This window comes from Mycobacteroides franklinii, assembly GCF_001853795.1.
Lineage (GTDB): Bacteria > Actinomycetota > Actinomycetes > Mycobacteriales > Mycobacteriaceae > Mycobacterium > Mycobacterium franklinii.
Genome location: NZ_MLIK01000019.1, coordinates 2,047,412 through 2,069,147, shown reverse-complemented (window position 1 = coordinate 2,069,147; position 21,736 = coordinate 2,047,412). Strand labels below are relative to the sequence as shown.

The 21,736-nt window shown below is 64.7% G+C and carries 18 protein-coding genes; 3 read left to right on the top strand and 15 right to left on the bottom strand.

The window, feature by feature from the left end; genetic code table 11:
- Nucleotides 1–56 precede the first annotated feature (56 nt).
- From BKG76_RS17500 to BKG76_RS17490, 3 genes are all read right to left on the bottom strand, one after another.
- The gene (locus tag BKG76_RS17500) at nt 57–1,229 is read right to left on the bottom strand and encodes a ferredoxin reductase (RefSeq protein WP_070938714.1); all 1,173 of its coding nucleotides are present in this window, start codon (nt 1,227–1,229) and stop codon (nt 57–59) included.
- Nucleotides 1,230–1,331: 102 nt separating this feature from the next.
- Complete coding sequence (locus BKG76_RS17495) at nt 1,332–1,832, bottom strand: DUF6912 family protein (protein WP_070939332.1); 501 nt, start codon at nt 1,830–1,832, stop codon at nt 1,332–1,334.
- Nucleotides 1,833–1,837: 5 nt separating this feature from the next.
- Nucleotides 1,838–3,247, bottom strand: coding sequence for a WS/DGAT/MGAT family O-acyltransferase (locus BKG76_RS17490; protein WP_070938713.1), 1,410 nt, complete (start codon nt 3,245–3,247; stop codon nt 1,838–1,840).
- A 174-nt stretch (nt 3,248–3,421) separates the two neighbouring features.
- On the opposite strand from BKG76_RS17490, the gene BKG76_RS17485 reads away from it, so the two are divergent.
- Entirely contained in the window at nt 3,422–3,892 is a 471-nt protein-coding gene (locus BKG76_RS17485; RefSeq protein ID WP_070939331.1) for an Rv3235 family protein, read from the top strand.
- Between the two features lie 3 nt (nt 3,893–3,895).
- Here the strand turns inward: BKG76_RS17485 and secA are convergent, their stop codons facing one another.
- The 5 genes from secA to BKG76_RS17460 all read right to left on the bottom strand — a co-directional run bounded on the left by secA (nt 3,896) and on the right by BKG76_RS17460 (nt 9,950).
- Nucleotides 3,896–6,685 carry a preprotein translocase subunit SecA gene (gene secA, locus BKG76_RS17480; RefSeq protein ID WP_070938712.1) on the bottom strand — a complete coding sequence of 930 codons (2,790 nt, stop codon included), beginning with the start codon at nt 6,683–6,685 and terminating at the stop codon, nt 3,896–3,898.
- A 459-nt stretch (nt 6,686–7,144) separates the two neighbouring features.
- Entirely contained in the window at nt 7,145–7,816 is a 672-nt protein-coding gene (gene hpf, locus BKG76_RS17475; protein ID WP_070938711.1) for a ribosome hibernation-promoting factor, HPF/YfiA family, read from the bottom strand.
- A 342-nt stretch (nt 7,817–8,158) separates the two neighbouring features.
- Nucleotides 8,159–8,782 (bottom strand): ComF family protein, encoded by a 624-nt coding sequence (locus tag BKG76_RS17470; protein WP_070938710.1) that lies wholly within the window; start codon nt 8,780–8,782, stop codon nt 8,159–8,161.
- Between the two features lie 49 nt (nt 8,783–8,831).
- Nucleotides 8,832–9,524 (bottom strand): TetR/AcrR family transcriptional regulator, encoded by a 693-nt coding sequence (locus BKG76_RS17465; protein ID WP_070938709.1) that lies wholly within the window; start codon nt 9,522–9,524, stop codon nt 8,832–8,834.
- 3 nt (nt 9,525–9,527) lie between these two features.
- Nucleotides 9,528–9,950 (bottom strand): hypothetical protein, encoded by a 423-nt coding sequence (locus BKG76_RS17460; RefSeq protein ID WP_070938708.1) that lies wholly within the window; start codon nt 9,948–9,950, stop codon nt 9,528–9,530.
- Nucleotides 9,951–10,076: 126 nt separating this feature from the next.
- Between BKG76_RS17460 and BKG76_RS17455 the strand changes: the two genes are divergently transcribed.
- Nucleotides 10,077–12,026: an acyl-CoA dehydrogenase family protein gene (locus BKG76_RS17455; RefSeq protein ID WP_070938707.1), complete on the top strand. Its 1,950-nt coding sequence runs from the start codon at nt 10,077–10,079 to the stop codon at nt 12,024–12,026.
- Here BKG76_RS17455 and lpqB read toward each other — a convergent pair.
- The 4 genes from lpqB to BKG76_RS17435 all read right to left on the bottom strand — a co-directional run bounded on the left by lpqB (nt 12,023) and on the right by BKG76_RS17435 (nt 17,786).
- Complete coding sequence (lpqB, locus tag BKG76_RS17450) at nt 12,023–13,777, bottom strand: MtrAB system accessory lipoprotein LpqB (protein WP_109420784.1); 1,755 nt, start codon at nt 13,775–13,777, stop codon at nt 12,023–12,025. The genes BKG76_RS17455 and lpqB overlap by 4 nt on opposite strands.
- Nucleotides 13,774–15,507 (bottom strand): MtrAB system histidine kinase MtrB, encoded by a 1,734-nt coding sequence (gene mtrB / locus BKG76_RS17445; protein ID WP_070938705.1) that lies wholly within the window; start codon nt 15,505–15,507, stop codon nt 13,774–13,776. Before mtrB ends, lpqB begins: the two co-directional genes overlap by 4 nt.
- A complete protein-coding gene (gene mtrA, locus BKG76_RS17440; protein WP_070909563.1) occupies nt 15,504–16,190 on the bottom strand; it encodes a two-component system response regulator MtrA in 687 nt (228 codons plus the stop codon). The genes mtrB and mtrA overlap by 4 nt, the downstream gene beginning before the upstream one ends.
- Before the next feature lie 63 nt (nt 16,191–16,253).
- On the bottom strand, nt 16,254–17,786 hold the full coding sequence (locus BKG76_RS17435) for an AMP-binding protein (RefSeq protein WP_070939330.1): 1,533 nt from the start codon (nt 17,784–17,786) through the stop codon (nt 16,254–16,256).
- Nucleotides 17,787–18,068: 282 nt separating this feature from the next.
- Here BKG76_RS17435 and BKG76_RS17430 point away from each other — a divergent pair, with 282 nt between their 5' ends.
- A complete protein-coding gene (locus BKG76_RS17430) occupies nt 18,069–18,791 on the top strand; it encodes an MgtC/SapB family protein (RefSeq protein WP_070938704.1) in 723 nt (240 codons plus the stop codon).
- Between the two features lie 55 nt (nt 18,792–18,846).
- On the opposite strand, the gene BKG76_RS17425 is transcribed toward BKG76_RS17430, so the two are convergent.
- From BKG76_RS17425 to BKG76_RS17415, 3 genes are all read right to left on the bottom strand, one after another.
- The gene (locus tag BKG76_RS17425; protein ID WP_070938703.1) at nt 18,847–19,485 is read right to left on the bottom strand and encodes a dTMP kinase; all 639 of its coding nucleotides are present in this window, start codon (nt 19,483–19,485) and stop codon (nt 18,847–18,849) included.
- A 68-nt stretch (nt 19,486–19,553) separates the two neighbouring features.
- Nucleotides 19,554–21,014: an adenosylhomocysteinase gene (gene ahcY, locus BKG76_RS17420; protein ID WP_070938702.1), complete on the bottom strand. Its 1,461-nt coding sequence runs from the start codon at nt 21,012–21,014 to the stop codon at nt 19,554–19,556.
- Between the two features lie 122 nt (nt 21,015–21,136).
- On the bottom strand, nt 21,137–21,733 hold the full coding sequence (locus tag BKG76_RS17415) for a TetR/AcrR family transcriptional regulator (RefSeq protein ID WP_070939329.1): 597 nt from the start codon (nt 21,731–21,733) through the stop codon (nt 21,137–21,139).
- Between the last annotated feature and the right edge of the window lie 3 nt (nt 21,734–21,736).

Here is a 21,736-nt window from a genome sequence, read left to right as displayed (position 1 = left end):
GGTTCGTGCCTACGATAGCGTAACTTACGGCACCGTAGGTTACTAGGCCGTTAACCTCACACGTCGAGAACGCAATCCCCCGATGCCGCGGACACGCATGTCTGAATGCGCGTCCCAGGTTCGTACTCGGCGCCGTTTCGCAGGTCCCGCGCGTGCCCCTCCACCAGCGACACCACACAGGTCTGGCAGATCCCCATCCGGCATCCGAAGGGCATCTGCACGCCGGCGTCCTCCCCGGCTTCCATCAGCGAGGTGGCCGCATCAGCCTCGCGCTGCTTACCGCTGCGCGCGAAAGTCACCACGCCGCCCTGTCCGTGCGGCGCGGCACGGGAAACCGCGAACCTCTCCAGATGCAGCAGCTCGCCAAGACCGGCGTCCGTCCACACCCGCTGGGCATCGTCGAGCATGCCTTCCGGCCCACACGCCCATGTCTGGCGCTGCGCCCAGTCCGGCACCTCGGTGGCCAGCGCGGAGAGATCCAGCCGCCCCTGGGTCTTCGTGGTCCGCAACCGGTAGTGATAGGACGGGTGCGCCTCGGAAAACGCCGCCAGCTCTCCGGCGAACATCACGTCCCCCTCGGTAGGTGCCGAGTGCAGATGCACCACGTCGGGCAGCGGCAAGCCCGCCGCGGCCGAGCGTCGCACCAACGTGCGCAACATCGACATGATCGGGGTGACGCCGCTGCCTGCGGTAAGGAACAAGATCGCGGGCGGTGCGGGATCGTCGAGCACGAAGTTGCCCTGCGGGGCGGCGAGCCGCACGATCGTGCCCGGCTCCAGGCCGTTGACCAGATGGGTCGAGAGGAATCCCTCGGGCATCGCCTTGACGGTGATGGTGATGGTGCGCCCCGAGCCGCCGGCATGCAGCGCCCGACGCTCTTCGCGCGAGCCGCTCATCGCAGGCGCGGAGGTCAGCGAGTACGACCGCCAGCGCCAGCGACCATCCATGAGCACGCCGATGCCGACGTACTGACCGGGGTGATAGTCGAAGTGAAAGCCCCAGCCCGGCTTGATCTCCAGGGTGGCGGAGTCACTCGTCTCCTTGCGCACGCTGACCACCCGGCCGCGTAGCTCGCGGGCCGACCACAGCGGGTTGGCCAGGCTCAGATAGTCGTCCGGCAGCAGTGGCGTCGTGATGCGGGAAGCCAAGCCACGCAAGATGTTTACCGCCGGATGACGTGACTTGGGGGCGCCCGAGGCGGACGCGTCTAGCCAGGAAGCCAGTTTCACAGCCGATGACCTTCCATTCATGACGGAGATGCCCAGCGAGGCGTAACCTACGCTACCGTAGGTTACTGGCCAGAAACAGGCCAATCGGCCACGTCCTGCCGCCTACAGCAGGTCGAGCAGGAACGGCAGCTCTTGGGTGGCGTACCAGGCCAGATCGTGATCCTGCGCATCGCCGACCACCAGTTCGGCATCCTCATCACCCAGGTCCGCGGCGTCGATCACCTCGGCCGCGCGCACCACGTCCGGTTCGGCCTGCGCCAGATCCACGTGCGCGGCCACCACCGCCGATATCGGCACCGCGGCCGCCAACCGCACCACGGCGTCGTCCAGATCGGGCCGCAGCTTCGCATCGTCGGCATCGGCGACCAGCACCGCCCGTCGGGCCGGTAACCCGTCGTCACCGTCCTCATTGGCCAGCAGCCGCAGCGAGGCCAGTGCCGCCTCACGCATCGCCACCTCGGACAGCTCGTCCTCATCACCCGCGGAGTACGCCTCGCGCAGCGCCGGTGTCACCGCGAAGGCGGTGCCGTTCACCGGCCACAACTCACCGTCGGCCACCAGTGTGCGCAGCATCGACAGCGTCACCGGGATATAGACCTGCATGGGCATTACTGGGCAGCCTCCAACAATTCGTCGAGCGCCTCGGTGATGAGCACCGGGAGCATGTCAGCATCGGGCATCGCTTCACGATCGGCGTTGATTCCGTAATACACAGCGCCGTTGTAGGACGTCAGTCCGATCGACAACACCTGATTACGCAGCAGCGGCGGCACCGGGTAGATCTCCGCCAGCCGCGCCCCGCCCAGATACATCGGGGACTGCGGCCCAGGCACATTCGTGACCAACAGATTGAACAGGCGGCTCGGCAGTGTCGTCGCGACGCGGGCCGCCAACGCATGCAAGGTCGGCGGCACGAACCCGGAAAGCGCCGCCATGTTCGGGACATCGACCAAACTAAATGCCGCGGAATGTGATTCGGTGGCATGCGCGATCTGAGACAGCCGCACCACGGTGTTGCCCTCACCGACGGGAAGATCGACGAGGAACGGCGACACCTCGGTGGTCGCAGCTCCCTCTCCATCCACATCCAGATCGCCGTCCCGGTACACCGACATCGGCACCATGGCCCGGATGGTGGAGGCGGTAGTGACCGGCTCTCCCCTGCTCATCAACCAGTTACGCAGTGCCCCAGCGATTGTCGCCAACACCACATCGTTGACGTCACAGTCGTACTTGGCACGCACCCGACGGTAGTCGGACAGCTTCGTGGTCACCACGCCGAACCGCCGACTGCGCGATACGCGTTGATTGAGGGGCCCGCGTGGCGCGGCACCGCGAGCCGCCGTGCGCACCACCTTGACCATACGGTCGCCCAAATCGCCGATCTCGCCCGTCAGCGACGCGACGTCGGCGACGGTGTTACGCACCGCCTCCAACCGGGCACCGGGACGTGCCAACCATTCCGAGACGGCCCCGGCAATGAGCTCACTGGAGCTCGGTTCATGCTCCGGCACCCAGATGTCTTCCTCGAAATCCGGTGTGCGCGCGGTCCCGTCGAACAGGACCTGGCCAAGACTGAGCGCGGAGTGCCCGTCCACCAGGGCCTGATGCGCCTTGGTGTAGATGGCCAGCCGGTTCTTGGACAGCCCCTCGACCAAGTACATCTCCCACAGCGGTCGCGACCGATCCAGCGGGCGAGATGTCAAGCGGGCCACCAGATCTTGCAGCTGCCCGTCACTTCCCGGGGACGGCAACGCCGAGCGCCTGATGTGGTAGGTGATATCGAAGTCGACATCGTCGAGCCATACCGGACGGGCCAGCCCGAACCCGATCTCCTTCACCCGCTGCCGGTAGCGGGGAACCTGCGGTAGGCGCCTTTCCACCAGCGCCAGCAGGTCCTCGTAGGTCAAGCCGCCGCGGGGCTTACGAATGATCGCCAGCGAGCCGACATGCATCGGCGTCGAACTGTCCTCGCTGGAGTAGAAAGATGCGTCAAGCGCGGACAACCTGCTCACCACAATCCGCGCCGCCTTCCCCTAAAACCTCGCCACTTGTACCGAGCGGCGCCGCTGTGTCGAACGTTCTGCCAACCGTACCCTGGCGCCCTGGACATCGGCTGTGCGATCATGATCGGCAATGATCTGCGACTCTCCAGCAGAGCAAATGAGGGGGCTCATTCACTGGAGGGGAACATGTCTCATCGCTACATCACCCGGGTTGCCGACTATGAACCGGCGCCTGTGCTGGCCAGCCTGCCGGCGGCCTGCCATTCACCGCGGCCCGCGAGGTTGCACCAATCCCGGACTCGGCCAGCGGGTATCGAACGTCAGGCACATCTGCGCGAACAATCTCCGCCGCCGCAGGCGGTTGCGTTCGCCGATGCCGCAATGCGCCGTGTCCTGGAAGTCATGGACCGGCGCCGGCCCATCGTCCAGCTGCGCCCGCTGCTTGCCGACGGACCGCTGAGCGCGGTGATGGCGCGCTCAGCGCGCGCCCCGGCCACCACCGCGGCGCGGCTCAGCAAGGTCCGGGTGCGTCGCTGCGCAGACGACACCGCGGAGATCTTCGGGACATTCGAACGCGGTGGGCGCGTCAAGGCATTCGCCGGACGGATCCAATCCGTGCGCGGCAACTGGCTTGTGGTCGCGTTGCAGCTCGGCTGACGCCTAGCGTTTGCGGCGCGACCGTGCCGGCTTGGCGGTGCGGCCGGTGTTACGTGCCGCTTCCCGACGCTCACGGCGTGTGCCGCCGCCCGAGGCCGCGGCCGAGCCGCCCTCATGCCGGGACTGCGCCGAGCCGTCCTCTGCCGGACCCGAGTAGGTCAGCTCCGGGGTGGACTCGTCAAGGCCCTTGGCCCGCAGCTCTCCCTGCGCGGCTTGCGCTGCGGCAGAAGCAAACTCGGCCAGACCCTCGGGTGCCGCCTGCGGGACGACCGCTCCCTCTGCCGGCTGTTGAACCTCGACGTTGATGTTGAACAGGAAGCCGACCGACTCCTCCTTGAGGCCGTCGAGCATCGCGGTGAACATGTCGAAGCCCTCGCGCTGGTACTCGACCAGCGGATCGCGCTGCGCCATGGCCCGCAACCCGATGCCCTCCTTGAGGTAGTCCATCTCGTAGAGGTGCTCGCGCCACTTGCGGTCGATCACACTGAGCAGGATGTTGCGCTCCAGCTGACGCATCGAGCCCTCACCGGCCAGGCCGTCGATCTCGACTTCCCTTGCTTTGTAAGCATTCTTGGCGTCATCGAGCAGGGCCGCCTTGAGGTCCTCGGGGCTCAGCTCGTCGGCCTCACCGTACTTGTCGGACGCGATGAGTTCCTCGGGCTTCAGGCTCACCGGGTACAGCGTCTTGAGGGCTGTCCACAAAGCGTCGAAGTCCCAATCCTCGTGATAGCCATCGGCGGTGGCACCATCGACGTAGGCGGAAACAGTGTCGGTGATCATCTCCTGAATCTGCGGCTGCAGATCCTCGCCCTCCAGGATGCGGCGACGTTCGGCGTAGATGACCTTGCGCTGCTGGTTCATCACCTCGTCGTACTTGAGGACGTTCTTGCGGACCTCGAAGTTCTGTTGTTCAACCTGCGTCTGCGCGCTCTTGATGGCGCTGGTCACCATCTTGGCTTCGATCGGCACGTCGTCCGGGACGTTCATGCGCGTCAGAATCGTCTCCAGCGCAGCACCATTGAAGCGCCGCATCAATTCGTCGCCCAGCGACAGGTAGAAGCGGGATTCGCCCGGGTCGCCCTGACGTCCGGACCGTCCACGCAGCTGGTTGTCGATACGCCGGGACTCGTGACGCTCGGTACCGAGCACGTACAGACCGCCGGCCTCCTGGACCTCCTTGGCCTCGGTTTCGGCCGCGTCCTTGAACTTCTGCAGCGTCTCGTCCCAGGCCTGCTGGTATTCGTCCGGGGTTTCTACCGGATCCAGGCCCTGGTCACGAAGATGCTTGTCCGCCAAGAAGTCCGGGTTGCCACCGAGCACGATGTCGGTACCACGGCCGGCCATGTTGGTGGCCACCGTGATCGCGCCGCGGCGCCCGGCCTCGGCGATGATGCCGGCTTCCTGCTCGTGGTACTTGGCGTTCAGCACGTTGTGCGGCACGCGCCGCTTGGTGAACTGCCGCGAAAGGTACTCGGAGCGCTCCACGCTGGTGGTACCGATCAGCACCGGCTGACCGGCCTCGTAGCGCTCCACCACATCGTCGACGACGGCGATGTACTTGGCTTCCTCGGTCTTGTAGATGAGGTCCGACTGATCCTTACGCACCATCGGCCGGTTGGTCGGGATGGAGACCACACCGAGCTTGTAGATCTCGTTGAGCTCGGCCGCCTCGGTCTGGGCGGTACCGGTCATGCCGGCGAGCTTGTCGTAGAGACGGAAGTAGTTCTGCAGGGTGATGGTGGCCAGTGTCTGGTTCTCGGCCTTGATCTCCACCCGCTCCTTGGCCTCGATGGCCTGGTGCATGCCCTCGTTGTAGCGGCGGCCCATCAGCACGCGGCCGGTGAACTCGTCGACGATGAGCACCTCACCGTCGCGGACGATGTAGTCCTTGTCGCGGTTGAACAGCTCCTTGGCCTTGATGGCGTTGTTGAGGTAGCTCACCAGTGGGGAGTTGGCCGCCTCGTACAGGTTGTCGATGCCCAGCTGGTCCTCGACGAATTCCACCCCGACCTCGTGGATACCGATGGTGCGTTTGCGGATGTCGACCTCGTAATGGGTGTCCTTCTCCATGAGCGGGACAAGCCGCGCGAACTCGGGATACCAGTTGGAGGCGCCGTCGGCCGGACCCGAGATGATCAGCGGGGTGCGGGCCTCGTCGATGAGGATCGAGTCGACCTCGTCGACGATGGCGAATGCGTGACCGCGCTGCACCAGCTCGTCGAGTGAGTGGGTCATGTTGTCGCGTAGGTAGTCGAAGCCGAACTCGTTGTTGGTGCCGTAGGTGATGTCGGCGTTGTAGGCCTCGCGCCGCTCCTGGGGGTTCATCTGCGACAGGATCACGTCAACGTTCAGGCCGAGGAAGCGGTGTACGCGGCCCATCCACTCCGAGTCACGTTTGGCCAGGTAGTCGTTGACGGTGACGACGTGCGTGCCCTTACCGGCGAGAGCATTCAGATACGCGGGAAGCACACACGTCAGCGTCTTGCCCTCACCGGTCTTCATCTCGGCGACGTTCCCGGCATGCAGCGCGGCACCACCCATGATCTGCACATCGAAGTGACGCTGGCTCAGCACCCGCCAGGAGGCTTCGCGGGCGACGGCGAATGCCTCGGGCATCAGGTCATCGAGGGTTTCGCCCTTTTCCAGGCGCCCCTTGAACTCGCCGGTCTTGGCCTGCAGCTCGCTATCGGAGAGCTTCTCGACGTCATCGGACAGGGTGTTGACGTAATCGGCCACGCCCTTGAGACGCTTGACCATGCGACCTTCACCAAGGCGCAGCAACTTCGACAGCACGTCAATATCCCCTGTACTCGTTAGGACTTGTCAGATTCAGCGAGTCCCATCGTAGGCGTCGCCCCAAGCTGCACCGCCCAATGTCTGCCCAGTAGGGGTTCACTGTCCGATTCTGGCCGTCACGAGCCGGAACAACAGACCCCGCCCAATGCTCTCCACTCCGCGTGACCGGACGGCGGGAATTGACCCGCAACGGAGCGTCGACGGGGTCCGGGAGGGCGATTTCCGCGCCGCTGATGGATGCGCAGTGCCCTGGACGCGCTGGACCGGGTACGGCCCCATCCCAGCCCCCTGTCGCACGGCCGTCCGGTCGCCACGCAGCGTCATGGTGCTGGTCACGGTGGCCACCGCCTTGCCGTCAGCTCACCGGCAGGGCGAAAACGTAGCGGCTGCACATATGAGAATCCCCGCACCGGTTGCGGTCCGGTGCGGGGATTCTCTGCGCGGTGACCGCGCGCCCTACTCCCCGAGGCGTATCAGGCCGTAGTCATACGCGTGCCTGCGGTACACCACCGACGGGCGACCAGACGACTCGTCGTGGAAGAGGAAAAAGTCGTGACCGACCAATTCCATCTCGTACAGCGCGTCGTCGACCGTCATCGGCTTGGCCGGGTGTTCCTTGGTTCGCACGATGTGACCCGGGCCGTGCCCGTCCTCGATCACAGCGCCGTTGTGACTGTGCGCGCCATTCACCGCCGCGGGCGGCGTGAAGGCATCGGCCGGCAGGACCTTAGTGGCCTCGGCAAGTGATACCGGCGTCTTGTCTCCGTAATGAACCTTGCGGCGATCACGACCTCGCCGCAGCCGGCTTTCCAGCTTGGCGACGGCAGCTTCGAGCGCGCTGTGGAACGTGTCGGCACATGCCTCGCCCCGGACAACCGGTCCGCGGCCCCGCGCGGTGATCTCCACGCGCTGACAGCTCTTCTTCTGGCGACGATTGCGTTCGTGTTCGAGTTCTACATCAAAAAGGTAAAGGGTCTTGTCGTAACGTTCCAGACGGGACAGTTTGTCGTTCACAAAGATTCGGAAGTGATCGGGGATTTCTACGTTTCGGCCCTTGACGACGATATCGGCTTGGGCCGTTCGCTCATCGTCCTCGAGTGCAACGGATGCCTTTGATGTGCTTGACAAGTCATACCTCCGATACTGAGAGTGCGCTTGCGCTCAACCCGCCCGCTAGGGACTAAAGATGTTGACGGCGCCCATGTTTGATATCTGAAGTACGCCGGAGTCGCCTGAAACGCTGAGACGGCAGCCCGCCGGCGCTGGGGTTGGCAACCACCTCCTCCGCCCTACGGGAAGCAGGCGTTCCGTATTTGGAGAGCAGTTTGACCGCCCAAACTCGGAACGTTCATAGCTTGTTGGCCCCGACGGTAGTCCGTGTTCACTCCCCTTGCCACCGATTCGTGAGAGTCGTTTCGAGATCGTCACACTCACGATGAGCCGATCAGGCGAAGAGCATCGAACATGTGTTTAGGAATAGGTCAGCGTGAGCACGGCCGCGACGTGAAATCCCGCGTATTTCAACACTCTGACCGATTCGGCAACAGTGGCCCCGGTGGTCACGACGTCGTCAACCAGCACCAATTCCGTGCCCGGCCGCGCGGTTCGGCGCAGCGCGATACGCCCGGCGACGTTGCGCTGCCGGGCAGAAATTGACAGCCCGACCGAATCTCGCGCACCCATCTTCATACGCAGCAGGGATGCGACGCGCACGCCCGGAATCCGGGTGGCGACGGTAGCGACGGCGGTCACCGGGTCTCCACCTCGGCTACGTGCGGCGGTCCATCGAGTCGGAGCCGGCACCAGCGTTACCGGGCGCTCGATCACGTGCCAGCGCAGTAGTTGATCCACTCCCCGCGCGAGTGCCACCCCCAACGGAACGGTGAGATCGCGGCGACCGCGGTCCTTCATCGTCACGATCGCCTGTCGCCGCGCGCCCGCATACCGTCCGAGCGACAGGACAGGAACTCCGGGATCGACCCGGGTGGTCACCACCACGGGCTCCGCCGTGAACGCACACGCGCAGGCCGCGCACCAACGGACCGATGGTGCCCCGCAACCACCGCAGGCCAGTGGCAGCACCAGATCGAGCATGCGACCACTGTGCGCGCGGGGTCCGACATCTCAACGCGGTTTCCCGGCGCTAGAGCGCGGCGACCAGCCTGTCGATCTGAGTGCGATCCAGCACCTCGACAGTTCCGTCGGGCAGCCCCAGAATGCGATCGGTGGCCATGCCGTAGAGCCGCTGACGCAGCACGGCAGCGTCGATCGCCTCCGCGCGCGCCCGCGCATCCGGGGCGACCATGATCCGGTGCACCGTGGCGCCCATGGTGGCCGCCAGGCTCTGAATCATGTCACCGACGCCCTCAGGATCGAAGGTCTCGAACACTCCTTCGGCGACTCCTTGGGTGATCAACTCGGTGAGCACCGGGCGGAACTTGTCCTCCCAAATCGCCGAGATCCTGCGCAGCAGCGATTGGTTTTCCGGTCGCAGCATCGACGCCATCGCCGCGATGCTCTCTGGTGCACCGAGCGCCATTTTGACCTCGTAGCTGGCCCTCAGACCAGTATTCAGCCGTTCCAAGGCGCCCTTCCCCGGTTCTGCGAAGACGGGGCTCAACGCCTCGAAGGCCTGGTCAGCGCTACGTTTGGCCAGCGCGGACATCAGAGCCTCTTTGGACGGAAAGTAGTGGTAGAAAGCACCTTTCGACATCCCCGAGGTCGCGATCAGATCATTGAGACTGACCTTTTCGTAGCCGCGCTCCAGGAATAGGGCCATCGCCAGATCGAGTAATTCGGCCCGGCGCACCTCCGGATGCTTCACCACACGCGGCACGGCTCAGCGCTTCCTGATCCAGCCGACGTAAGTCAGGTACAGACCGACAGCCGCCATGAACAGGAAGAAGACCCGGACCGGCCCGACTGCCGGTATCGAGGCGTCGACGCCCTTCTGCATCAGCTGGGGAAACGCCAACAGTACGAATCCCCGCAGTGCCAGAAACCAGCCGAACAGCGAAATGATTGCCGGCGCGAGCCCGCGCCAGAACTGGTGAAACGCGATGATCATCAGCCCGCAGAAGAACAGCAGCGCGCCGAACAGCCACGACCACATCGGGTCCTTGAAGAAGCTCTCGCCCAGGAAGCTCAAGTCCCCCGCACGCACGGCGATGATGCCGGTAACGGTGGCGACAAAGGGGCCGATGACCCGTGCGAATGCACGCGTGCGCGGGGCCGGATCGATCGTGGTGAACGCGGTATCCATGTCGCGATATCCTCTCGGACGGCCTGAACAGACCACTGGTCGGTATACTAGACCAATGGTCGGTAAAGGCAAGTGGCGACCGCAAGAACGCCGAGCAGTGGAGCCGATTTGACTAGGCTCGGATTCATGGAGACCCGGACAGCACCCGCCGATCCCGAAGTTCTCACCTCAAACCTGCGCGTCGCGCTCGACGGACGATTCGGTCCGATCCGCGATGCCGCGCGTGAGTATCTGAACCGAGCCGACCTGCTCCCCGACCCGGCACTGACCCTTGAGCAGGCGCGCGCACGATCACTGCAGATCATGCGCGAGCTGGTGCCACATGGCTTGCCACACGCCGGATTCCGCAAGGAACACGGTGGCACCGGCGATGTCGGGGCCGCGATCGTCGGCATCGAGATGCTCGGTTACGCCGACCTCTCGCTGATGGTCAAGGCCGGCGTGCAGTGGGGCCTGTTCGGTGGCGCCATCGAAAACCTGGGCACCGCAACCCATCACGAGCAGTACGTGGTCCCGTTGATCAATCTCGATGTGCTCGGCTGTTTCGGCATGACCGAGACCGGTCACGGTTCCAATGTGCAGGCGCTGCAGACCGTCGCCACCTATGACAGCAAGACCGGCGACTTCATCCTCAACTCCGAGGGCTCGCTGGCCCGCAAGGACTACATCGGCGGTGCCGCCGAGCATGCCACCGTGTCCGCGGTATTCGCACAGCTCGTCACGGGCGGGCCCGGCGAGGAGGCGAGCGGGCGCGGCGTGCACTGCTTCGTGGTGCCGATCCGCGACGCCGACGGCAACGATCTGCCCGGCATCACCACCAGCGACTGCGGGTACAAGGGTGGGCTCGCCGGCGTAGACAACGGGCGCATCGTGTTCGACAACGTGCGGGTCCCGCGCGCCAATCTGCTGAACAAGTACGCGGACGTCGCCGAGGACGGTACCTACAGCTCACCGATCGAGAACGAGAACAAGCGGTTCTTCACCATGCTGGGCACCCTTATCCGCGGCCGGGTGAGCGTCGCCGCCACCTCCGGCGCAGCCGCCCGTAAGGCATTGACCATCGCCTCGCGTTATGCCTTGGTACGCAAGCAATTCGACACACCGGACAGTAGCGACGAGGTGATCATCGCCGACTATCTGGTGCATCAGCGCAAGCTGTTGCCCCTGATCGCCCGCTCCTATGCACTGGCATTCGCGCAGAATGAATTGACCGAAGAGCTCCATGAGGTACAGACCGCCGACGAGGTGGACGCGGACCGGCAACGCCAGCTGGAAAGTGCCGCAGCGGGTTTGAAGGCGATGACCAGCTGGCATGCCCAGAACACCATCACGGTGTGCCGCGAGGCGTGCGGTGGCGCAGGCTACCTGGACGCCAACCAGCTCACGATCCTGCGCCGCGATATAGACGTGTTCACCACCTTCGAGGGCGACAACACCGTGCTCACCCAGCTGGTGGCCAAGGAGCTCCTGTCGGCCTACGCCGAGGACGTGCGCGGCCTCAATGCCGTGGGCTGGACCCGATTCATCGCCGGAATGGCCCGGGACGTGATCCTGGAACGTTCCGCGGTACGGCAGGTCATCCAGACCATCCTGGACTCCTCTGACGAGGACGTCGAGGAATCCGATCTGAGCAACCGGGGCACCCAGCTGCGGCTGCTGCGTAACCGCGAAGACCATCTGTTGCGCACCGCGGCCACCCGAATGCAGCGCGCTCAATCCGATGATGAGGATCCGTTTGAGGTCTTCAACTCCGCCCAGGACCACATCCTCAAGGTCGGCTCGGCACACACCGAGCGGGTGGTGCTGGAAGCCTTCATCGAGGCAATCGACAGCTGCGACAGCAAGTCGGCACAGGAACTGCTGGAGAAGCTGTGCGATCTGTTCGTCTACAGCGTCCTCGAGGCCGACCTGTCATGGTTCCTCATGCACCGGCATGTCTCGACCGAACGTGCGAAGGCGATCCGGCGCGGCGTCAACCAGCTCTGTGAGGAGCTGCGCCCGCACCTGGGAACCCTGGTGGACGCCTTCGGGATTCCCGAGGCGCTACTCGCCACGGAGATGATCCCCGACAACTAGCCCGTGAGCACCGGAATCGTTTGGGGCATCATGAGCGGGCGCACCTCGATCCACCGCTCCTCCGGAGTGCCCAGTCCCGTCAGCTGCAGCACTCCGCGTGCGTCGGCGATGTAGATGATCGCCGGCGAGGCGACGATCGTGGACACCGGGGTCAACAGGTTGCGATCATCCAGGTCGGAGTTCACGCCGTCCAGGTTCACGTTGGCCACCAAGTGCGATCCGTCGTTGCGGGCCACCGCGATATCGTCACCGGTGCGCCAGGCCAGCGAGACCGCCGAGTTTCCCAGGCCATAGCCCAGCCGCCGCGGTTGCACCAACGCGTAGTCACCACTGTCGGTCTGCACGACCGTCGCCAGGATGACCTGGCCGTCGATGATCATCGCCGCTCGGGTGCCATCGCGCGACAACGCCAGTTCGGTGATCAGTCCCTTGTATTTCTGTGCCACCGCCGAGGATTCGACCGGCAGCACCGCCACCATGGACGTGGTGGCCTCCTGGATCACTCTGACCACTCGGCCGCCGTCGATGACCACCCACACCGCGTCGTCGAGCGCCCAGGTCGGGCGGGTCAGGGTCTTGCCGCCCACCGCCTCACTGCCGTTTGCGCCATTGGCACCCACCCACATCGACATCTGCGGGTCATCGCCTGCCTGCACCCGCACCACGGACGCCACCTGACGGCCGCTGCGTGACAGCGCCGCGGAAACCTGGTTTCCCACTTGACCGAAAGAACCCCGCACCGGCGCCGCAGTGTCGCGATCAACCGATACCAGCGAACCGTTGAGCAGCCCGTACAGACCCACCCCTGCGCCCTCCGACGCGCCAGGGTCCGTCGATGCGACATTCTGAGTGCTCCAGCCCTGCGCCAGCTGCTCATCGAGTGGAGCACCATTGACCTGCAGCACATACGGTCCAGCAACACCGGCCCGCGACAACGTCCAAATCACCTGCGCGGCAAGGAACTGCCGGGTCCGCTGATCCGGTGTCAGATCGCCCTCCAGTTCCACCCGCACGCCGCCATATCCGCGCCCCACATCGACCCTGCTGCCATCGACGCGGGTCACCGGGCCGCGTAACCGCAGACCGCTGAGGTGATTACGCACCGCCCCACCAAGTTCCGGGCGCGGGCCGGCCAGCAGTTTGTATACGAGCTCGGTGGCCAACAGTTCGGGATCAGCGACCGCCAGATACCGCGGGTCGGGCACCACCGTACGGCCGGCGGGATCCGCGAAGTACACGGTGTATCGCCGATAGGTGGTCTGGAACTGTGCCCAGTCCAGGAACACCCCGTTGGGCAGGGTATCGATTCGCCACTCGCCGTTGACTTTTACCAACGTGAACTGCGGAGCTTGGACGTCGCCCTGCGAAGTCTCGAACACCCCGATATCGGACAGGGTGCCCAGTTTGTTGGCGCGGACATTGATGGTCCACCGGTCGACACCGCGCTGGTCGGCGAACACCGGCGACTCGATCAGCACCGCGTCACCCGCGTCATCCCATGTCCGCGAGCCGGATTCGGTGAGGAATTGGCGGGCCGCCCGGTGTCTGTTGGACGGCTCAGCCGTGGCTTTCAGAAATTCACGGAGCACCGTCTCCGGCTCCATGCCCGGCGTGGGTGCCGGCACCCCAGGAGGCAGCGGGCGCTGCACCGTGCCGATGGCCTGCGGCGAGGACGAGGACGGCACCCCGGCACAGCCGGAGACCCCGAGTGTTATCGCAGCCAAGGCGGCGGCCACCTTGCGGCGCATCACGATGCATCTCCCCCACGGCCGCCCGACGACTCCCGCACGCGCTCGATCTTGGCACCCGAGGTACGCATGGGTGTGGTCTCTTGCTCACCGGGATGAGGTCCGCGCGAAGTCGCCCGGCGCACAGCCGAACTCGGACGGCTGGTCGGATTCAACGGAAGAGGGCTCGTCGTCACCTTATGCCCGCGTACCAACGGCACCGTCAGGCGGAACAACGCACCATTGCCCGGTTCGCCCCACGCCTCCAGGCGTCCCTGATGCAACCGGGCGTCCTCGACGCTGATGGCCAACCCCAACCCGGTGCCCCCGGAATGACGCTTACGCGACGGGTCGGCACGCCAGAACCTGTTGAACACCAGCTTTTCCTCGCCGGGTCGCAAGCCGACTCCGCGGTCACGGACCGTGACGGCGACGCTGTCGATATCGGCGGCCATCCGGATGGTGACCGGCTTGTGCTCGCTGTGGTCGATGGCATTGGCCACCAGGTTGCGCAGGATGCGTTCCACGCGACGGGGATCCACCTCGGCGATGATCTCTTTGTCGGGCATGTCGAGTTCGACCGTGGTGTCCAACTCGTCGGCCAGGTGCTTGACCGAGGCCACCACCGCCTTGACGGTGTCGCGCAGATCCACCTGCTCCACGGTGAGCTCGGCGACACCGGCATCGTGCCGCGAGATTTCCAGCAGGTCACTGAGCAGCGTTTCAAATCGATCGAGCTCGTTGACCATCAACTCGGCGGAGCGCTGCAGCGCCGGATCCAGCTCTTCGCGGTTGTCATAGATGAGGTCGGCCGCCATCCGCACCGTGGTCAGCGGTGTGCGTAGTTCGTGGCTCACGTCAGAGGTGAAGCGGCGCTGCAGATTTCCGAACTCTTCCAGTTGGGTGATCTCACGCGACAGGCTTTCGGCCATGTCGTTGAATGACACCGCGAGCCGCGCCATATCGTCGACGCCGCGCACCGGCATGCGTTCGGACAGATGCCCTTCGGCGAATCGTTCGGCGATACGCGACGCCGACCGCACCGGCAGCACCACCTGACGAGCGACCAGCAGCGCCACCGCGGCCAGCAGCACCAGCAGCACCACCCCACCGGTCACGATGGTGCCCCTCACCAGCGAAATGGTGCTTTCCTCGTTCGAGAGCGGGAAGACCAGATACAGCTCGAGGGCGGTCACCTTCGAGGAGGTAGTCGGCGAACCGATGACCAGAGCCTTCCCCGAGAAGCTCTCGGTGTGCACTGTCGAGTACTGGTAACTGACCTGTCCGGCCTTGACGAATTCGCGCAAGGGGCCCGGAATTTGGGTGGCCGGCCCCGCCGAAGTTGCCTCGCGGGGGCCATCACCGGGAACCAGCAGGACCGCGTCAAACGCGCCGGCGCCTCCGCCGTCAGAACCCTTGCTGCCGTTCAGCAGTTGGTTACGAGCCAGCTCCAGGCTGCTTTGTACCGAACGGGTCTCCTCGCCGCCGACATCGTCGCTGACGATGACGCGCGCACGTTCCATCTCTTCGGTCGCGACCCGGATCTTCGATTCCAGGATGCGGTCGGTGACCTGGCTGGTGAGCACAAATCCCAGGATCAGAATGACCAGTGAGGACAGCGCCAGGTTGGACACCACCACCCGCACCTGCAGGGAACGGCGCCAGGTGAACCCGACCGCTCGACTCAGTGCCTTCAGTCCGCGTATCAGTGGTGCCGATCGCCGCTGAATGCGCCGCTTCGAGCTGAAGATCACGGGGGTCCGGCCTTATATCCCACTCCTCGAACGGTCAACACCACGGTCGGATTCTCCGGGTCCTTCTCGACCTTCGCCCGCAGACGCTGCACGTGGACGTTCACCAGCCTGGTATCGGCCGGGTGACGATAACCCCACACCTGTTCGAGCAGCACATCACGAGTAAACACCTGGCGCGGTTTACGTGCCAGCGCCACCAGCAGGTCGAACTCCAGCGGGGTCAGCGAGATCTGTTCGCCCTCGCGCGTCACCTTGTGCGCGGGCACATCGATCTCGATACCCGCGATGTTCAGCAGCTCGGCGGGCTCGTCGTCGTTACGGCGCAGCCGGGCACGAATGCGGGCGACGAGCTCCTTGGGCTTGAACGGTTTCATGATGTAGTCATCTGCGCCGGACTCCAGGCCCAACACCACGTCAACGGTGTCGGTCTTGGCGGTGAGCATGACAATCGGCACACCGGAGTCGGAGCGCAGCACGCGGCAGACATCGATACCGTTCATCCCGGGCAGCATGAGGTCCAGCAGGACCAGATCGGGCCGCAGCTCCCGAACGGCGGTGAGCGCCTGGGTGCCATCGCTCACAACTGCCGTCTCGAAGCCCTCCCCGCGCAACACGATGGTGAGCATCTCCGCCAATGACGCGTCATCGTCGACAACAAGGATCCTTTGCCTCATAGATCCCATCGTGTCACTAGATCGTGACAAAACCGGGGTACCCAAGGGGCGAGTTGCGAATCTATCTGGCAGTTAGACGAGCTGCTGACGGATCTTGAACTTCTGGATCTTGCCGGTGGCCGTTCTGGGCAGGGCTTCGACGAACTCGACTCGCTTGGGGCACTTGTACCCGGCCAATCTGTCCCGACAGTGCGCGATGAGTTCGGACCCGGTCGGCGGGTCGGCCGGGGTGACCACCACTACGACCGCCGTGACCAGTTCTCCCCATTTCTCGTCGGGGATCCCGACGACAGCGGCCTCACGAACGGCGGGATGCGATATCAACGCGTCCTCAACCTCGATGGAGGTGACATTCTCCCCGCCCGTGATGATGACGTCCTTCTTGCGATCCGAGATGGTGAGATATCCGTCGTCCACCGATCCGCGATCACCGGTGTGAAACCAATTGCCCGCCAATGCCTCCGCGGTGGCCTCCGGCTGATCCCAATATCCGTCGAGATTCGTGTTCGACTGGGTGAGCACCTCACCGTCTTCGGCGACGGAAACGCGCACCCCGATCGCCGGGGCACCCGCACGTCCCAGCATGCGGGCCTGCTCCTGCTCGTCGAGACCGGCCCATTCGGAGCGAAAACGATTCATGGTGATCAGCGGTGCGGTTTCGGTAAGCCCATAGATCTGAATGAATTCCCAGCCGAGTTCGGCCCGCACCCGCGCGATGGTGCGTGTTGGTGGCGGCGCCCCCGCGACGATGATGCGGACCCGGTCCCGGCCTGGAATGGGCCCTTGCCAGCGTGCGGCCGCATCCAGCACGGCGTCGACGACCGTTGGTGCCGCGCACATCACAGTGACGCCATGCGACGCGACGCGTCGCAGAATCTCGTCGCCGTCGACCTTGCGCAGCACAATGTGGCGCCCACCCATTCCGGTGGCCGCGTACGGCCAACCCCATCCGTTGCAGTGAAACATCGGCAATGTGTGTAGCAGCACATCGTCATCGCGCAAGGTCGCGTGCAGCCCGAAGACGACGGCGTTGATCCAGATATTGCGATGTGTGAGCTGCACGCCCTTGGGTCTGCTGGTGGTGCCTGAGGTGTAATTCAGTGTGGCTGTGTCCGATTCGGTACACGACCACGGGTTGGGATTCGCGGAGTTCAGCGACTCACCCTCTCCCATCTCCCCGAAGATCGCCGCATCGTCTTCGCCCAGTACGAAGTTGTGGGTCGCGCGCACGGTGTCCAGCAGGCCCCGTACCTCCGGGTCGACGATCAGCACCGACGCGCCCGAATGCCCGACGATGTACTCGATCTCGGCGGGGGCCAACCGAAAATTGATGGGCACCAGGATGCGTCCCCATCCGGACACCCCGAAAAAGGAGGCGAGCAGGCGCGCGCTGTTCTGCGAAACGATGGCCACCCGCTCCCCCGGTGCGACTCCGAGAGCATCGAGCACCGCGGCCTGTCCACGAGCCCGCGCGGCGAGCTGCCGGTAGGTCAACTCGCCCCAAGACGGCGCCGGTTGCACCGGTTCGTCGACAACCCCGATGCGGTCGGGGTAGACCAACTCGGCACGGTCCAGGAAATCTCGTACGCTTAGATCGAAGTACACGTACCAATCCTGCCGTCCCGCGCCCAGTGCGGTGTACATATCACCGAACGACGCGGTACCTTGCCGGTCGCCGGTGGCGGGGTGTTTAATGATGACGCTTTGTTCAGCAGTGATTCATGTGCGCTTTGCGCCCACGACTAGGAGGTGACGCGACTATGTCCGATAGTCAACCTCCGAGTATTCACAGCGCCTTCTAACGCAGACCCGGTTCACGCTCGAAGGCGCTCTTGTTGCACCGATTTTTGTGCACCTGGAAATCACTGCGAGAGAACAGGACCCGTTATGAGCCATTGGGATGTCATCATCCGCATAGCACTCGGATTTGGCCTGGGTTGCGCCATCGGAGTAGAACGGCAGTGGCGCGCCAAGAATGCCGGCCTACGCACCAACGCCCTGGTGTGCCTGGGCGCAACACTATTCGTCATCATGGGCGCCTACAGCTTCCACGGACCCGGCGCCGATCCCACTCGCGTTGCGGCACAGATTGTTTCAGGCATCGGCTTCCTCGGCGCCGGCGTGATCATGAAGCAAGGCGCCACCATCACCGGGCTGAACACCGCTGCCACCATGTGGGCAACTGCCGCTGTCGGCGCCCTGGCCGGTGGCGGAATGTACGAGGTGGCAGTCCTCGGTGCGGCGGCAATTGTGCTGGCCAACCTGCTGTTACGCCCGGTGGGCCACCTACTGGACCGTCAGCCCGCAATCGGTCGCGAATCCGCGCCCGCCGCGTATCTCTTCGAGGTCACCACCACCGATGAGACCGAGGCGCATATCCGGGCGCTCACCGTGCAAGCGGTCAACCGGCCGGAATTCGCATTGCAATCGGTGCGATCCTACGACGTCGAGGACGGCAAGCACGTTCGGGTGGTCGCGAAGCTGAGCACCGAGGAGCGCAACGACTCCCTGCTGGAGTCCGCGGTGAGCCGGTTGTCCATGGAACCCGCGGTCTCATCGGTGCGTTGGCACGTCGGCCGTGAGGAAGAAGTCGAATCCAGCGAGTGGTAGCGGCTGGCCGAGCGTGAAGCTACTGCGCAATTTCTATCGATTTCCCGCAGTAGCTTCACGCTCGCCGAAGGAGCTCCGCCGCCAGCGTTTCCGGTTCGGCACCATCGGTGACCACCCAGGGTCCACCCCAGTTGCGTTGCGCCAGATCGGCGTACGCCGCGGATACCCGCGACTGCAGATCCGCGTCACGCTCGTAGGTATCGCGGGTGCGGTCACTGTCCTGCTGCTCGCGGCCGCGGGCCCGCTCCCCCGCCAGCTCGGGCGAAACATCAAGGAATACTTGCCAATCCGGCCGGGGTAGCCCGAAGCGCTCGAACTCCAGCGCGTACACCCAGTGCGCCATGTCGCCATCACCATCCTGATGCAGCCGCGCCGCACCGTATGCGGCGTTGGAGGCCACCCACCGATCCAGGATCACCAGATCGTGAGCGCGCGTCAGCTCCGTCAACTCCGCAAGCGCATCACGGCGATCCAGCGCGAACAGCAGCCCCATCGCGTACGCCGAGGACACCACATCACCGTGCCCCCCTTTGAGCGACTCGGCAGCGAGATCGGCATGCACCGACTGTCCGTAACGCGGAAAGGCCAGCGTCGCAACGGATAACCCGTCGGACACGCAGCGCTTGGTCAGCGCCTCGGTGAGTGTGCGCTTACCCGCGCCGTCGACACCCTCGATCGCAATCAGTTGGCCCACGGCTGGTCAGCCTACGCAAAAGCCCCCCGCACCGGAGTGCAAGGGGCCTCTACGTCGCCCAGCGACGATCAGTAGCGGTAGTGCTCCGGCTTGTACGGGCCCTCCACGTCCACGCCGATGTACTCGGCCTGGTCCTTGGTGAGCTTGGTCAGCGAGCCGCCGAGAGCCTCGACGTGGATGCGCGCCACCTTCTCATCGAGGTGCTTGGCAAGCCGGTAAACCTCGTTGTCGTACTCGTCGTTCTTGGTCCACAGCTCGATCTGCGCGATGACCTGGTTCGAGAAGCTGTTGCTCATCACGAACGACGGGTGTCCGGTGGCGTTACCCAGGTTGAGCAGACGGCCCTCGGACAGCACGATGATCGACTTGCCCGAGTCGCCGAACGTCCACTGATCGACCTGCGGCTTGATGTTGAGCCGGACCGCGCCCGACTTCTCCAGCGCCGCCATGTCGATCTCGTTGTCGAAGTGGCCGATGTTGCCCAGGATCGCGTGATCCTTCATCGCCTTCATGTGGTCAAGCAGGATGATGTCGAAGTTGCCGGTCGCGGTCACGACGATGTCGGCGTTGCCGATCGCCTCCTCGACGGTCACCACGTCGTAGCCGTCCATCAGCGCCTGCAGGGCGTTGATGGGGTCGATCTCGGTGACCTGCACGCGCGCACCCTGACCGGCCAGCGACTCGGCACAGCCCTTGCCCACGTCGCCGTAGCCGCAGATCAGCACCTTCTTGCCGCCAATGAGCGCATCGGTGCCGCGGTTGATGCCGTCGACCAGCGAGTGCCGGGTGCCGTACTTGTTGTCGAACTTGCTCTTGGTCACCGAGTCGTTGACGTTGATGGCCGGGAACGCCAGCTCGCCGGCGGCGGCGAACTGGTAGAGGCGCAGCACGCCGGTGGTGGTCTCCTCGGTGACACCCTGCACCGATTCGGCGATCTTGGTCCACTTGTCCTTGTCGGTCTCGAACCGCTCACGCAGCAGGTTCAGGAAGACCTTGTACTCGGCCGAGTCATTCTCGTCCGCGGGCGGCACCACACCGGCCTGCTCGAACTGCGCACCGCGCAGCACCAGCATGGTGGCGTCGCCACCGTCGTCCAGGATCATGTTGGCCGGCTCGTTGGGCCAGGTGAGCATCTGCTCGGCAGCCCACCAGTACTCCTCCAGCGTCTCGCCCTTCCAGGCGAAGACCGGGGTGCCCTGGGGCTCTTCCGGGGTGCCGTGCGGGCCGACGACGACAGCCGCCGCCGCGTGGTCCTGGGTGGAGAAGATGTTGCACGACGCCCAGCGCACCTCGGCACCGAGCGCGACAAGCGTCTCGATCAGCACCGCGGTCTGAATCGTCATGTGCAGCGAGCCAGAGATGCGAGCGCCCTTGAGCGGCAACACATCTGCGTACTCACGGCGCAGCGTCATCAGGCCCGGCATCTCGTGCTCGGCGAGACGGATCTCCTTGCGGCCGAACTCGGCCTCGGAAAGATCGGCCACCTTGTAATCAATGCCGTTGCGTACGTCGGCCACCAGCTCGGTCATCGCCACCTCAATCAAGTCTCTGAAGTATGTCAATCCCCATGACATACACGGGTCCGTCACCAGGTTAGCGCGTGAGAGCGACTGATAGTTAGATCAGGTACCGAGATTTACGCAGGTGCAGGTCACGCCCTGTCGGCAAGCGCGTTGGTCTCGACGAACGGCGACAACAACCGCGCCATATCGAGCGCCACGTCATGATCCGATTCCGGCGGCATCGATACGTAACTAATCGCCAGCCGCACAATCGACCTCGCGAGGATCGCAGCGTCTTCCTCGCTGGCGGCCACCCAGCTGTTCGCGAACGACTCGGTCAGCCGCGCCGAGGCCGGCAGCACGATCAGCGCGCTGTCGACCGTCACGAGGCGCATGAGCTCAGGCTTGGCCTCACCCGTCAACAGCGAGATCACCATGGGGTCTGCGGCACTCTCGGCGAAGAAGGCCGCGAATCCCTGGTGCAACGCGCCGTGGATGTCGCCGACGTTGGCGTAGATCGCATCATTGACGGAGTCGGCCAGACGCAAGGCCAGCCGCAGGGCGTACCCCTGAGCCAACCCCTGCCGGGAACCGAACTCGTTGTAGAGCGTTTGACGGCTGACCCCGGCCCGGCGGGACACATCGGACATCGTGACCGCCGACCAGTCCCGCTGGCGCAACAGATCGCCAAGGGCATCGAGGACCGATTCGCGAAGCAGCGCCCGCGCGGCCTCGGCATACGGCACTCG